The organism is Microcoleus sp. MON1_C5 (assembly GCF_036701875.1).
Classification (GTDB): Bacteria; Cyanobacteriota; Cyanobacteriia; order Cyanobacteriales; family Microcoleaceae; genus Microcoleus.
In genome coordinates this window covers 52,418-67,188 of sequence record NZ_JAUBRN010000031.1, presented here as the reverse complement: position 1 = coordinate 67,188, position 14,771 = coordinate 52,418, and the positions used below count along the sequence as shown (strand labels likewise).

The window sequence follows — 14,771 nt, the reverse complement described above, 5'->3', positions numbered from 1 at the left end:
AAACTTGTCTACTTTTCAACTCATGCACAGACATCTCCCTACCTGTAAATACCGGCTCGCCTGCATAGCATTTGTGCGCTCGCACTTTAAGTTAATTTGCACAACAAGAGTTGAATAAAAACTAATTTGGATTAAACTAAGAGAGCCACAGGTTAACAGCGAGGTAAAGAATGTCAGCAGCGACTCAGATACCGCAAGTCAGCGTAATTATACCAGCATACAACGGCGATCGCTACATTGCGCAAGCGGTAGAAAGCGCCCTAAACCAAACTTTTACTGATTTGGAAATTATCGTCATAGACGACGCTTCGACAGATCGGACACATGAGGTATTACAGCCTTATTTTGACAAAATTCGCTATGTATATCAAGAAAATCGAGGAGTAGCAGCCGCCCGCAACCGAGGAATTCAGGAAGCCAAAGGCGAAGTCATTGCTTTTTTAGATCAAGATGACTTCTTTCTGCCAGATAAATTAGCAGCACAAGTAGCGCTGTTTCGCCAGCAACCCTCATTAGGAATTGTTAACAGTGGCTGGCGTTTAGTTAACGAACAAGGCGACGCTATTTCTGACATCAAACCTTGGGAGTATTTCCCCAAGTTAGACTTAGAAACTTGGATAGTACAAATGCCCGTACTTCCCAGTGCCATGATGTTTTCGCGCCAGTGGCTGGAAATTGCAGGCGGGTTTAATTCTGAGTTTGATTCAGTAGACGATTCAGATTTAGTTTTACGTTTAGCAGTGTTTGGTTGCGAAGCAGCTTGGCTGCCTCAAGTGACAGTATGCTACCGCCAGCACGACCAAAATGTCTCAATAAAAAAAGCCCAGAAACAAGCAAATCTTTTTATTACATTAAAACAAAAATTTTTCGCTCGGCCTGATTTGCCGCAGCACATCCGCGAGTTAGAAAATTCGGCTTTCTACGAAGCATTGACTTGGATGGCATGGCAATTGTACTATAGTAGGTATCCAGTAGAGGCAGTTGAATTTTTCCAAAAATCTCTCACCTACAGTCCTTATTCTCCCGAAAAAACTGTAATAGATTGGGTCAAACGTCTAGCTAATATTTCTCAAGCTTACGGGCTTACAATCAATTTTCAATCATTAAGAAACTTATCAGAATGGAAAAAGTTAATGGCTAGCATATTTTCGGAAAAAACACCGCGAGTCAGCGTAATTATCCCAGTATACAACTGTGAGCGCTACATTACTAGAGCCGTAGAAAGCGTTATCGATCAAACTTACCAAGACTGGGAAATTATTGTCATAGATGACGGTTCTACAGATAGCACAAGCCTAGTCTTAAATGCTTACCGCGATATAATTCAGTACGTCTATCAGGAAAATCAAGGAGCAGCAATAGCTCGGAATCGCGGCTGCGAACTAGCCAAAGGCGAATTTTTAGCTTTTCTAGATGCCGACGACTTCTTCCTGCCAGAAAAACTTGCAAAACAGATTGCTTGTTTTGACGCAGACGCTTCTTTAGATATGGTTCAAACCGGTTGGTTGATAGTCGATGAAAAAGGCAAAGATATTTCCCCAGTCCTGCCTTGGGAATACGCACCACAATTAAATTTAGAAGCATTTGTTATGTATAAATACGCGCGCCCCAGCGCGATGATGTTGCGGCGGGAGTGGTGGGAACGATTGGGGGGATTTGACCCTCGCTTTCCCCCAACTGAAGATTTAGATTTTGTCTTGCGTTTAGCTTTAAAAGGCTGCAAATGTGTTTGGTTAAAAGAAATACTAACCTGCTACCGCCAGCACGATAGCAATCTCATGTCCGGCGGCTCCAAAGTAATGAAAAATATGGAAGTTGTGATGGAGCAATTCTTTGCGCGATCGGACTTGCCCAAGTACATCCGCGACTTGAGACTCCAAGAACGTTACAGGTCTTTAGTGTGGACGGGATGGCGAATGTATCGTGACGGCTATTTTGCCGAGATGGCTGAGTGTCTCGAAAAAGCTCTCTACTACACTCCTTTTTCAGGGACGCAAACTATTTTTAAGTGGGTGGAAGATTTCAAGGCATATTCGGCATCATACGGCTACAAATTTGATATTTGTGACTTGACTAATTTAAAGGAATGGCAAAGTATAGCATTCACGGCTGTCAACAATATCTCTCAATTTCAATCCGTCGCACCGAGTTTGATTGCTTCCCAGAAAGCAAGGCACGTACTCATGTACACAGAAGACCACGGAGTAGGGGGTTTAGCTCAATTCAACCATTCACTTTTATGCAAATTAGTAGCCGACGGCTACCGAGTTAGTAGTGTTCAAACTCAAGCTTCTAACCCTTTAATTGCCGAACAGCAGCAGCTAGGTATAGAGCATATTTGGCTGGAGTTCGATACGATGAAAGAGTTTGCGCGAATTGCTTATAATTTAGGGGATGCTGAAAAAATTTACGCGCAAGCTCAACCCGATTTAATTATATTTAGCGACGGCTGGGCTATGGCCAATTTTGCAGCCAAACAAGTTGCTATTAAGCAGAATATACCGTACATAATTGCTCTTGGTTATGTCGATAGCTATTCTAAAACATTCGATCGTGGCGATGGAATTTATTATTTGGAGGCAGTGTCGTACCAGTACAGTTTATCTCGCTCGGTAATAGCAGTTTCTCACAATAATTTAAACTTATTTAAGAGGATATTCAAAAATCCTTTGGAACAGGGAAAAGTTATTTATTACGGCAGGCCGAACAGTTATTTTGAACCGCCAAATCTTTCAAACCGCCAACGCCTGCGCCAAGAACAAGGAATCCCCGAAGAAGCTGTGGTTTGTTTCACGGCGGCGAGACTGACTCCCATTAAAGGATATCAGTATCAATTGCACGCGATCGCCCAAATGAAAAATCGTCCGATTTGGTCACAGCTATACTTTGTTTGGGCCGGGCCCGGTTCTACCACTCACGACAATATGGAGCCTGAATTGAGAGCAAGTGTCAGCCAATTAGGAGTCACCGAACAGGTTAAATTCATAGGTCAGCGATGGGATATTGCCGATTGGTTAGACGCCAGCGACATCTTTATTTTATCTTCCGAAGCTGAGGGAATGCCGCTAGCAGTCATGGAAGCAATGGCGAAAGGATTGCCCGTAATTGCCACAGCAGTTAGCGGTATTCCCGAAGAGTTGGGAGAGACGGGAAAGTTGATACCCGATCCTAAAATTGACCCGCAAAAGACAGCACAAGAGTTAGCCGAAACCGTAGAACTATGGGCCCAAAATCCTGAATTGCGGAGGCTTGCAGGACAAGCTTGCAAACTCCGGGCCCAAGAACTATTCAAGGAAGAACGGATGCTTTTGGAATACGCAGAGGTCATCGAACAAGCCTTATCCGCTAGCAGCAATCAAGAACAATCACCGAGCGCCCCCAAATTCCAAAAGCAGATCCAACAAGTTGACAGTATGCTCAATTACTACTATCTAGTATGGAAAGCATGGGAAGCTTGGGAGCGCGGGGATGTGTCCGGGATGGTTGACAATTTGCATTCATCTTGGAAATGCACGCCACTGTTGACAACAGAAACTATCTTGAGTTGGATCGAAAATTTTGTGGTGTTCTCTTCAGAAAAGGGCGTTAAACTCGATACTTACTCGCTAATTCATTCCGAAGCTTGGCAACAATTGATAGAATCAATACAGGGTTTTGAAGCTGCCTTGTCTGTTCGTTAGGACTTTGGATAGCAGAATATCATTTCGCCTCGGAATGGCAATCTTAAAATTAAAAGCCTAACGCCGATAGATCCGATTTATGCAGGGCGGTGCATTCGCCAAAGTCTCGCGTTCAAGCCCCCGTGCCCGCCCTTCTGGGTTTCTGAATACCCTAACAGTTTTGGTGAAAAACTCACCCCATACAATATGCAATTCTCCTTCAAGTTCAAACCTATTAATAAGCTGCTGCCAATTTGCTTAGCTGCGCTAACTGTCTTGTTAATAACATATTGGGGGCAGCAACCAACTGTTGCCCAACTTCGATCGAACGTAACAGTGGATTTTGGACAGCCAGCCACGGGTACAATTTCCATGAGTGGCATCCTGCACGGAATCGACACTGCCAAACCGCCGGATAGCTCGATCAAACCCTTGCAGCCCAAACTTTGGCGGGCAGGGAGACTCGATATTTACGATAGAGTAATTGCCAGCGGAGCCGAGTTTCAGTTAATAGTCAGCGACTTGTGGGGCTACGGTAGCAATCCCAATGGCTGGCCCTATCAAAACTACCCCGCATGGGAATCCTTCATCCGACAGTTAGCCCAGCAAAATAAAGGCAAAAAAATTATTTGGGATGTATGGAATGAGCCAGATTGGACAGATCCATTTTGGAAGGGAAGCAGAGAACAATTCTTTGAAACTTACAAAAGAGCTTACAGAATCTTGCGGGAAGAATTGGGGCCGTCAGCAATTATTGGCGGGCCGAGCATCGCCATCTACAGCAAAGAATATCTCGCCGCTTTTTTGGATTACTGCAAGGCTAACAAACTTGAAGTAAACTTTCTCTCATGGCACGAACTTAACGACACAAGAATTTTATTTGTTGACGACCACGTATTGGATGCTAAACGCAATTTTCAGCAAAGTCCTTCTTACAAGGAACTGAACTTGCAAAAAATTTACGTCAACGAAATTGTGGGGAACTTAGCGCAGTACCAGCCGGGGGAAATCTTAGGTTATTTGTATAACTTAGAGTATGCAAAAGCTGACGGTGCTTGCAGAGCTTGCTGGGAGAGTAAAGGGCCAAATAAAGTTAGCAATTGCTTCAACAATACGCTGAGTGGGATGGTGACGCCTAATAATTTTGAACCGAGAGCCGCTTGGTGGACATACAAAGCTTATGCTGACGGAGTTAATTCGCGGGTGCGGAGTTGGTCAAATAACAATCGCCTTGTCGCTTTAGCCAGCAAGTCAAATCCTGAAGGTAAAGCCCAGATACTTTTAGGTTATTTCGACCCAAATTTTTCCTCAGCAACAACGGTAACATTAAGCCTCGGAAATTTGGAGCAGCTAGGTATTCAAAGAGGTCAGAAAATAACTCTAAAATTAGAAAAAGTTCCCAACAATCAAGAAGGATCCGTGCCACAGCTTGTCACTGTTAAAGAAGAAAGTTTGTCGGTAACTAGCGGCAGCTTGGCTTATGTTATCCCTAATTTCAACGTCCACGAAGGCTACTTATTGACGGTTAGCAAGTGATATCGTTTTCGGTTGCATCGGAATTATATAGAGGACACGGCACTGCCGTGTTCCTACAAATATATAGATTTTAGCTGGGAGTATTCAAAGATTTTTGCACCGATTCCAACCACTCTCGGACTGTTTGATTTTCGGATTGTGGGTCGTAGTAACACCCTAATTCCTCGAAGATGAATGCTTCTAAATCGGCTGGGGCGATCGGCATTTCTAACAGTTTGCTGAGTTCTTGCGATGCAGCTTCAACACTTGCGGGCGGTTCGCTGCTGCGGTAGTTGTTCACTACATCGCTGGGAGTATCAGCTTCTAATGGCCAGTCTTGGTGAAAGTAGGAACTGAACAATTGCGTTAAATGAGGAAATTGATTGATCATTGGGGATAAGCTGTGAGGATAAAGTATCCGGGAGGTAATTTGGCGCTGCGCTGGAGGACGATTCTCAAGCGAGATGTCGAAGTTGCTTTCGATGCGCGGCGACGCAGAGTAATGCCAATGATTCGGTTGGCATTGTAGTCGATCGTATAACGATTGCCTCGACTTTTCACCCAGGAGTCGATCGCACTTTGATTTCTGTTCATTGCTTCTGCAATAGCCGCTTCGGCGACGGAACGGTCAGTAAAAGAAGATGCAGCAGAAATTCTCGTTTCGCTTGCGAGTCGCTGTGCTAGTTCTGCTTCTGTTTTGCCAACGTGTCTCTCTAAAGTGTGTCCTCCTGCTGATTCGTGAAAGTCTAATCCGCCGCCCGGTATGTTGGGTACAAAAGCTACAGTCGTTTGTGGTAGGGTTGAGATTTTTGGTGCAACAACCGTGGCGTAAACACCAGGTATAGTCGATTGGAATAATATAATTATTGAGGCGATCGCACAGAGGATACCTAAAAACTTTTTTAGGCGAGCGAGTTGATTTTTCATTTCTGTTGAAGGTCTTTCTTATATTTAGTATAGGTCTTGGCGGTTTTTTTGTCTATTTGTTAATCGACTCTTAGTAAGTTAGAAATTGCGCTGTATTCAAATATACTGTCCGCAGTACCCACCCAATTCGTAGTTAGAAATTGCGCGCAGCATTTAAATACATGGTGTGCACGGAACACCCTAGGATTATTCCTAAATACACGGTGTCCACGGATCACCCTACGATTATTTATAATAATTCGTTATTTCTGGGGTTTACAAAGCTTTACTCACTATGAGAAAATGTTAATAATTCTTTGAAATAATCCCTGATGATTGATGATAAATTAATTTATCATCTTTAAAAATGTGACAAAATGCAACTAGTTATCCTAGCTGGCGGTCTCGGTACTCGTCTCAGAGAAGAAACAGAATTTCGTCCCAAACCCTTAGTTGAGGTGGGGGGGCATCCAATTATTTGGCACATCATGAAAATCTATGCACACTACGGTTTCCAAAACTTTATTGTGTGCTTGGGCTATCGCGGCAACATGATTAAAGAATATTTCCTCAATTATGAAGCCATGAACAATGACTTTACTATCTGTCTGGGACGCCAAAATGCCATCACTTATCACGAGGAACATCTGGAACAAGATTTTAATGTTACCCTGGCTGAAACTGGCGCGGCAAGCATGACAGGAGGGCGGGTAAAACGGATCGAAAAATATATCGATCGCGAGAATTTCATGGTGACATACGGCGATGGAGTAGCTGATGTCAATATTGACGCCTTGCTCGAATTTCACAAGTCTCACGGGAAGCTGGCCACTGTCACCACATTTCGTCCGATTTCTCGCTTTGGAATTTTGGATGTAGACAGCGATAGCCGCGTAGTTCAATTTTCTGAAAAACCTCAAGTTGACGGCTGGATCAGTATTGGATATATGATATTCAACCGCCGGGTATTTGAGTATTTGGGGGGAGATGATTGTATTTTAGAACAAGAGCCGATGCAGCGTTTGGCCGCAGACGGACAATTGATGGCTTACCGTCATGAGGGCTTCTTCTTTGCGATGGATACTTTTCGAGAATACAAGTATTTAAACGAACTTTGGGATGAAGGAAAGGCTCCTTGGAAAGTTTGGTAGTGAGTTAGTTTTGAGGCGGGCTTTTAGGCTCGCTTCATAAGAATTTGAATAAATATAAAGCCGATTATACGTTTATAAAGTACACCCCCCGAGCGAGCGAGTAGTAGGGACATGGCAGTGCCGTGTCCCTACCTCTGCTATAAAATAATTATAAAAAATGGATTCCCAAGAAATTCTCAACAGCACAGAAACTTACCTACAAAAGTGCGTCGCACCTCACGCGGAAATTATCGACAGCGACTCGGAAGCGCTGAAAACCGCAGTTGCTGGATTGGAAGATCGATCGCTCTTAGCGTTGCGAGTTCCCCAAAAATGGGGCGGCGCTGAAATTGCACCGGAGATTTTTTACCAATATCAGGAATTGACGGCTCGATATTCCGGCGCTTTGTCTTTCCTGCAAACTCAGCACCACAGCGCAACTGGGATGCTTGCCAACAGCGACAATGAAATGCTAAAAAGCAGATACTTGCCCGCGATCGCCCAAAAAGAGTTACGCTTGGGTATTGGGTTTTCGCATTTGAGGCGATCGGGCGATCCGGCAGTCACCGCAACTCCCACAAAAGCGGGCTATTTATTGTCAGGAAAAGTTCCTTGGGTAACAGGTTTTGGCTTGTTTCAAAAGTTTATTGTAGCGGCGGTACTTCCTGACGAACGTGCTGTTTTCGGTTTAGTGCCTTTTACCAATAGTGAACGCGAATCGGGTAAAATAGCTTTTAGCGAAATCATGCAGTTAATCGCCATGAACTCGACTAATACTGTGACAGCCACTCTCGATAATTGGTTGCTGCATGAATCGGAAATAATTTCACTTAAACCTGTCGGCTGGATTTCGGAAAACGACAGCAAAAATATACTGAATTTTGTTCCGGGTACTTTTGGCTGTATTCGAGCGGGATTGGATGTAATTGCAGCAGCGGCGGCTGCTAAGAATTCACCTTTTATAACGGCGGCTTGCCAAAAACTAGAGCAAAAGCTCGATCGGCTAAAACAGAAATTCCCACAATCTCAACATAGCTCGAAAGCAGAACAATTAGCGCTGCGAGCTCAAGCCATTGATTTAGCGGTGCGTTGCGGGCACGCTGCGGTTGCAGTTTCTAGTGGTGCTGCTAACGGTGTGCTACACCCAGCCGGGAGAGTTTATCGAGAAGCTTTGGTGTATACTGTTTCCGGGCAAACAAAGGATGTGATGGAAGCAACGCTCGATCGACTAATCGAATTTTAGATTGTAGATTTTATATTTTATATTGAACTTGCAAAAGGTCAAAAACTCAACTGTGTTTAATAAATAATAGATATATTTAACCTGATGACCAACAACTTCAACTCAAATAACTTAAAAACGATCGCCTACAGCCAAATTATAGACTTAACCCATGCAATTCATCCAAATATTCCCATTTGGCCAGGAGATCCAGCCGCAGAAATTGCCACAGTATCTCAAATAGAAACAGACGGGTATTTCCTGCGAAAATTCTCAATGGGAGAACACAGCGGCACTCACATCAACGCACCCAACAGCTTTTATGCAGGAGGCGCCAGCATTGATAGTTATTCCCCGCAGTCGCTAGTTTCCCCCGCAATTGCGATCGACATCCGAGAGCAAAGTCTTGCCAATCCCGACTACACTTTAACAATTGATGATATATTGACTTGGGAACGGCAGCACAAACTTATAGAACCCGGAAATCTAGTTTTATTGTATACTGGCTGGCAAGAAAAATGGGATAATCAGGGAGCATTTTTTAACCGAGACGATCGCGGAATTTGCCACTTTCCCGGATTTGGCAAAGCAGCCACTCAATTTTTGCTAGAAGAACGCTCTATCGCGGGAATAGGGACCGACACCCACGGAGTCGATACCGGGCGAGATGAAAGTTTTGCGGTTAACAAAGTGGTATTGGAAAAGCAGCGAATAGTGCTGGAAAATCTCGCAAATCTCGACTTGTTACCTGTGGCTAACATCACTTTAGTTATCGGAATCTTGCGTCTTTTGGGAGGTTCCGGCTCGCCTGTGTCGGTGTTAGCTTTTGTCGCTTAGTGCGGTCAAACTTACATCTTGTACCATTCTCAAGAACAGGCAAGATGCCTGTTCCACAAAGAGTAAATTTTCTTGTGGAACAGGCATCTTGTCTGTTCCTAAATAGGTAATTGAGAATGGTGCAATATCTCAGGTAAAATTAGATTGAGAGAAATCGAGTAAAAACAATAATAAGATTAATGACAGAACTGCCCAAGGATCTCAACGAGGCGATCGCCCAATCCCGCATTGCCACCGCCGCTGCCCTCTCGGACGGCAAAACTCTACTGCAAGTCGAATTAGTATTTCCAGAAATCGCCCTGCAAGCACAGTCTATCACCGAACAATTCCTCCCAGAATTTGAAGAAATCTACCCCGGAGTAAAAGTCTTTTTTCCCGACGCCGGTGCGGCAGCCCTCGCGCGCCGCGACTGGGGAGAAACACCGTTTAAAGTCAGTGATTTGGGTAGCAGTCGCAGCCCTGTTGAAGATAAAATAGCACCCGAAGATCAACTTTTCCTTTTGATCAATCCAGCAGCCGTAGAAGTGGCCCAAGTCGAACAACTTTACATAGCTGCGGCCGGTCGTCCAGTAATTCTACTCAACCCGCGCTTGGAAGATGTTGCCACTATAGGTATAGGCTATGCGGGTCGCCAATTGCGCGATCGATTCCTCAGCAAAATTGAATCCTGCTACTACATCAGACCCCTAGACGCTGCTGCTTTATTCCGCTGCTACCCCCAATCGTGGCAAGTGTGGCTGGAAACAAACAACCAATACGAACTAATTTCTGAAACCGCCCAAAAACCAGTCGGAGACGATTTAGAGCGGATTTTAGCCAAAGCTCTGGGAACCGACGATCCTGACTCCACCACACCTGCCAAACCCTTAAAAAAGAAAGGTTTTTTGGCAGAACTCCAGACATTCCTCAAAGCTTTGACTCAGTGACAATCGTTAAGGCTCGCTCGTATTTTAGGGTGTGTCAGCTAGGATTATTTTCGACTTAATCCGTCGCCTAATCGCTGAAGCACCCTAAAGCGTGAAATAACTCACAGCTTTGCCTCACTAACAGCAGTTGCAGAAGCACAATTAACAGCTTGCCTCTGTTTCTATCAGTAGCTACGCAAACAGGTACTGGCGAGCTTTACAGAATCTTTATACAAAGCAGTATAATGGGTGACACCCCTCCACCGTAAAAGAGGAGAGGCAAATAGCAGCAAAATCAGATGCTATAAGGTAGAGATGGGGCTTTTGAGTCAGGGAAGCGGATAAACACAATGGAGCATCGGCGCATTGTTATCGGGGACGTACACGGGCATTACGATGGCTTAATGACCCTGCTAGAGGCACTTGCCCCCAGCTTGAACGATCGCGTCTATTTTTTGGGAGACTTAATCGATCGTGGTCCCAAAAGCGCTCAGGTATTAGATTTTGTGCAGCAAAGCCCCTACCAAACTCTGTTGGGCAACCACGAACAACTCATGCTGGAAGCTTTGTCGGGGACACCGATGGATATGCGAGCGTGGCAATCTTGGCTCTACAGTGGCGGCGATGCGACAGTAGCGAGCTACAGAGATACAGGGATGATGCCGTACAAACACTTAGAGTGGCTGCGATCGCTCCCCACGCACCGGGACTTAGGGGACATCTGGCTGGTTCACGCCGGCGTTGACCCCCATCTGTCGATCGAGGAACAGTCGATCGAACAACTGTGTTGGATTCGCAGGGAATTTCACACCATGTCGAAACCCTATTTTCCCAATAAATTAATTATCACCGGTCACACGATCACCTTTACCTTTCATGGGGTCAGACCGGGCGAATTAGTCAGGGGCGAAGGGTGGTTGGACATTGACACGGGTGCTTATCACCCCAAAAGCGGCTGGCTGACAGGATTTGACCTCAGCTACCGCAGAGTTTATCAAGTAAATGTATTTAACAATCAAGTCCGAATTTTGCCGTTTGACGAAGTTGTCAGGCAATTGAAGCCGCAGCCGATTGCACCCCCGAAACCTGCGATCGATTCTGTTGTTCAACAGCAGTGTTAAATCAAGTTTTCGTTGTAGGGTATGTCAGCTTAAGTCCGAGCTCTTAAATCGAAATTAACTTGGTGCTGACATACCTTAGTAACTGGATTTGTTTTTTAACGAACCGCGAAGACGCGAAGATCGCGAAGTAAGAAAAGAGAAGGGAAGAGAAGAGAAAATAAGAGAGTGCCTGACTGATTTACGTTTGCTACGAACCTAGAAGTCTGCGGATTTCTAGCCTGTAATCCTCATTATTCAAACCTTCACCGCTAGCAAGATCCGGATCTATAGCCTGCGAAATAGCAGCAATACGATCGCCAGTAGCCGGGTGAGTGCTCAAAATGCTAGGAGGAGAAGGTTTGTCGAGCAACTTTTTCATAAAATCAACCATCCCAGATTGAGCGTAGCCTGCTCGCCCCATAGTTTGCAATCCCAACTGATCGGCTTCATACTCAGCTTGGCGACTGTGGGGGCGCCGCAAAGCCAATTCCACCCCTATCTGAACCGCCTGAGATCGATCGAGTCCAGTTGCCGAAGCTACACCTGAAGCTATGGCCATTTGACGCATTTGTTGAATCGCGTGGCGAGCATTAATGTGAGCGATTTCGTGGGCGATCACACTGGCCAATTCTGCCTCATTGTCCGCCGCTGCCATCAAGCCTTTATTCACATAAACAAAACCGCCCATAGTTGCAAAAGCATTAATCGTGTCGTCGTCAATCACTTGAAAAGTATAAGGAATATTTGGGCGAGTGCTTTCTTGAGCGAGTCGTTGACCGATGCGGTTGATATATTCTGTAGTGTCCCGATCGCGGTCAATCTTAAACTGGCTGTTCGTTAACTGCTGATTAATTTGTCTGCCAATAGCCACCTCTTGGCGATCGGACATATTCGACAATTGAATAACTTGAATGCCTCGAAAAATCAGTTCGGGCAACGAAAATGCTTGAGTCGGTTCCGGGGAAACCACCCAGATACCCGCAGCCACCATCAGGGACAGAAACAGATAAATCCCCCGGCCACAAGTACGCCGGCAAGTCAACCAAAAACTTTTTAACATGAGTGATAGGTGCCAGAAGTTAGATAAAATTTGAGGAAAAACTCGAAAAGTCACTAAATAGGCAGACGTAATTTGAGGCTGCTTAGTTGCTATTCTAGCTTTTTGTCAATTTTTAACGGCGCCATCAGCTTCTGGGCGATCGAGCCAAGGCCAACCAACCGCCGTCAACTGCCTTCTGGGTTAAGTGCCCCAGTCATGCGGATTTTGGGCTATCGTTGTGGTAATATCTTTTAGCTTCAGGACTTACACATCAATAAAGTATGTCATTGGCAGCAGTAGCTCAGCAATAGCAGCATCTGTTTTTCATCGATGTCTGCGTAAGTCCTGAGCTTGTAAACATACTCCTGTCGCTATCAGTATAATAGGCGATTTATGAAAATTTTGGATTCTCAAGGCCGGCTGTTCGGCAAACTCAGCATCCTAGACGTAGGTGCCGTTCTAATCGTACTGCTAGTTGCAGTCGGAATCTTCTTCTTTCCCGGCACTTCTGGCGGTTCCGTCGCCCAAGTCGGCACCAGTGTCAAACCTGTAGAAATTGATGCAATTGCGATCGGTCTCAAAGGAACAAACGTTCAAGATTTGTTCAAACCAGGTGATAAAATCAATGTGGTGATCCGCAATCAACCCTCCGGTCAGATTACCATCAAATCTGTCAAAACTCTCACCAGAACCCTAGCAGTTCCTCAGCCCAACGGCACTCTGAAAGCTCTCCCCGACCCCAGAGAAGAAGAATCCTTCAGCAAAAATATGATGTTTACTTTAGAGGGAAAAGGTCAACTTACTGAAAATGGCCCGGTTTTAGGTAATACGAAAGTCAAAATTGGTACTACGTTAGAGCTTGAAGGCAGCAAGTACATTTTCAACGCCAGCGTGATCGACGTGCGAGTCAAAGAATAATTAGTAGTCAGTTGTCAGTTGACAGTTGACAGTTGTCAGTGGTTATTGGTGTCAAATTCAGACTAAAATTCATGATAAATCTCGCTTCTAGCAGAGTCTAGATCCCCCCTAGCCCCCTTAAGAAAGGGGGGGACAAGATTATTGTCAAAGTCCCCCTTATTAAGGGGGATTTAGGGGGATATAGACTTGGATATAAACGAGAGATACAGCGGTCTTTAGGATTAAGTTGACATCTATGGGTAGTGGGGAATTAATCTTCCTTCTTCCCTCGAACCTGGAACCTCTATCCGTGACATCCGTTTGCATCCGTTAAAAAATCCGTTGCCGAACTTCTTCACCCTTCGGAAAGCAATTTTAAGTATTGCCGAATTAAGCCAATCGTGACAGCGGGAAGTTCTAACTGCGGAGTCAAACCTACGTTTTCCAAAGGTTGAAAAACTTTGATTGCTTCGGGGTTGAGGTTTGCCAACCGCTGGCCGATATCGGGCCCGGTAAACTGCGATTTTTCTCCCCAAATAATCGCGGTCGGCGTTGTTAGCTGAGTGATGTACAGCGACAAATCAAAGCACAAATCTCCCCGCACAAAAGACAGGGCGGCATATTCTGCATTTGGTTCCAAAGCAGATGCGAGGTAAGCATCAACAATTTCTTGATAAACGCGGCGGGAATCGGCAAATTGGCGCTGTTCTAGGAAGCTACGGATGCCACCGTCTGTGGCGATGCCGGTACTGTAGAGCAATTTGTCTAAAATCGGCGTACCCACTAGCTTAGCGAAGAAACTGGTGCCGTAATCTTGTCCGAAGTCCGACAAACCGCTGGGTATGGTCAAAATCAGGGATTTAAAGAGATCCGGCCGTGCGATCGCAGCTCGAATCGCGATCGCCCCTGTCAGCGAAGAAGCAATCACATCTGTCGGACTGCCGCAAGTTTTTTCTAGAAATTCAATCAGAATTGTGATATAATCTTCTACCTGATAATTTCTTGCCGGATGTTCCGATCGCCCCCAACCGATTAAATCAGGTGCTAAAATTCGGTATTCTGCCGCAAAAGCCGGATAAACTTTCGACCATTCGTAGGCACTCGACCCGCCGCCAAAACCGTGAAAAAATACTAAGTTGGGTTGATTTTCCGAAGTTGAGGTCGGCAACCCCATCCAAGGCATTTTTTCAGCAGTGTAGTAAACCATTCTGCCGAGAGAAGTAACTATTGAGCGCTGACCGAAGCCGAGGGGCACAAGCATAAATTAACCTCAATCGCTGTTATATTTTAGATTCTTTTGAGCCGCCCCGTCTTTGTTTAAAAAACTTGCAAAGCTGGTGGCGTTTTTGTAAAGATTGAGTAATGATTTAAATCTATTTTAGTACAGGTGAAGCGTGAAACTACAGACAGCAAGTAAGTTTTGCGATTTGGGCAATTTGCCTGTGTAGTTATCCTTAGCCTTGCAAACTACCGCCGATCGGAGATAATAGCAAAATGATGGGTAAGACCCCTCAACGAAATAGAGTCTGTTCGCCAAGCCGGAAAGCAGACGCTCGGAAAG

The 14,771-nt window shown here is 45.1% G+C and carries 12 protein-coding genes; 8 read left to right on the top strand and 4 right to left on the bottom strand.

Annotated elements, in window-relative coordinates; translation table 11 throughout:
- The first annotated feature begins 170 nt into the window (after positions 1-170).
- Together QUA71_RS16560 and QUA71_RS16555 are read left to right on the top strand one after the other, a co-directional pair.
- On the top strand, positions 171-3,680 hold the full coding sequence (locus QUA71_RS16560; protein WP_333286560.1) for a glycosyltransferase: 3,510 nt from the start codon (positions 171-173) through the stop codon (positions 3,678-3,680).
- Positions 3,681-3,935: 255 nt separating this feature from the next.
- Complete coding sequence (locus tag QUA71_RS16555; RefSeq protein ID WP_333286558.1) at positions 3,936-5,195, top strand: GH39 family glycosyl hydrolase; 1,260 nt, start codon at positions 3,936-3,938, stop codon at positions 5,193-5,195.
- Between the two features lie 70 nt (positions 5,196-5,265).
- On the opposite strand, the gene QUA71_RS16550 is transcribed toward QUA71_RS16555, so the two are convergent.
- Together QUA71_RS16550 and QUA71_RS16545 are read right to left on the bottom strand one after the other, a co-directional pair.
- Positions 5,266-5,565 carry a contact-dependent growth inhibition system immunity protein gene (locus QUA71_RS16550; RefSeq protein WP_333286556.1) on the bottom strand — a complete coding sequence of 100 codons (300 nt, stop codon included), beginning with the start codon at positions 5,563-5,565 and terminating at the stop codon, positions 5,266-5,268.
- Positions 5,562-6,101 (bottom strand): RNase A-like domain-containing protein, encoded by a 540-nt coding sequence (locus QUA71_RS16545; RefSeq protein WP_333286554.1) that lies wholly within the window; start codon positions 6,099-6,101, stop codon positions 5,562-5,564. The genes QUA71_RS16550 and QUA71_RS16545 overlap by 4 nt, the downstream gene beginning before the upstream one ends.
- A 356-nt stretch (positions 6,102-6,457) precedes the next feature.
- Between QUA71_RS16545 and rfbF the strand changes: the two genes are divergently transcribed.
- From rfbF to QUA71_RS16520, 5 genes are all read left to right on the top strand, one after another.
- On the top strand, positions 6,458-7,231 hold the full coding sequence (gene rfbF / locus QUA71_RS16540; protein WP_190657938.1) for a glucose-1-phosphate cytidylyltransferase: 774 nt from the start codon (positions 6,458-6,460) through the stop codon (positions 7,229-7,231).
- A 157-nt stretch (positions 7,232-7,388) separates the two neighbouring features.
- Entirely contained in the window at positions 7,389-8,453 is a 1,065-nt protein-coding gene (locus QUA71_RS16535; protein WP_333286552.1) for an acyl-CoA dehydrogenase family protein, read from the top strand.
- Between the two features lie 84 nt (positions 8,454-8,537).
- Positions 8,538-9,269: a cyclase family protein gene (locus QUA71_RS16530; RefSeq protein ID WP_333286550.1), complete on the top strand. Its 732-nt coding sequence runs from the start codon at positions 8,538-8,540 to the stop codon at positions 9,267-9,269.
- Between the two features lie 179 nt (positions 9,270-9,448).
- A complete protein-coding gene (locus tag QUA71_RS16525; protein ID WP_333286548.1) occupies positions 9,449-10,195 on the top strand; it encodes a DUF1995 family protein in 747 nt (248 codons plus the stop codon).
- Positions 10,196-10,524: 329 nt separating this feature from the next.
- Positions 10,525-11,295 carry a metallophosphoesterase family protein gene (locus QUA71_RS16520; protein ID WP_190660839.1) on the top strand — a complete coding sequence of 257 codons (771 nt, stop codon included), beginning with the start codon at positions 10,525-10,527 and terminating at the stop codon, positions 11,293-11,295.
- A gap of 187 nt (positions 11,296-11,482) precedes the next feature.
- Here the strand turns inward: QUA71_RS16520 and QUA71_RS16515 are convergent, their stop codons facing one another.
- Positions 11,483-12,334: a M48 family metallopeptidase gene (locus tag QUA71_RS16515; protein ID WP_190660841.1), complete on the bottom strand. Its 852-nt coding sequence runs from the start codon at positions 12,332-12,334 to the stop codon at positions 11,483-11,485.
- A 372-nt stretch (positions 12,335-12,706) separates the two neighbouring features.
- Between QUA71_RS16515 and QUA71_RS16510 the strand changes: the two genes are divergently transcribed.
- Positions 12,707-13,231 carry a DUF4330 domain-containing protein gene (locus tag QUA71_RS16510; RefSeq protein WP_333286546.1) on the top strand — a complete coding sequence of 175 codons (525 nt, stop codon included), beginning with the start codon at positions 12,707-12,709 and terminating at the stop codon, positions 13,229-13,231.
- A 334-nt stretch (positions 13,232-13,565) separates the two neighbouring features.
- Here QUA71_RS16510 and QUA71_RS16505 read toward each other — a convergent pair whose 3' ends face one another.
- A complete protein-coding gene (locus QUA71_RS16505) occupies positions 13,566-14,471 on the bottom strand; it encodes an alpha/beta hydrolase (RefSeq protein ID WP_333286544.1) in 906 nt (301 codons plus the stop codon).
- Between the last annotated feature and the right edge of the window lie 300 nt (positions 14,472-14,771).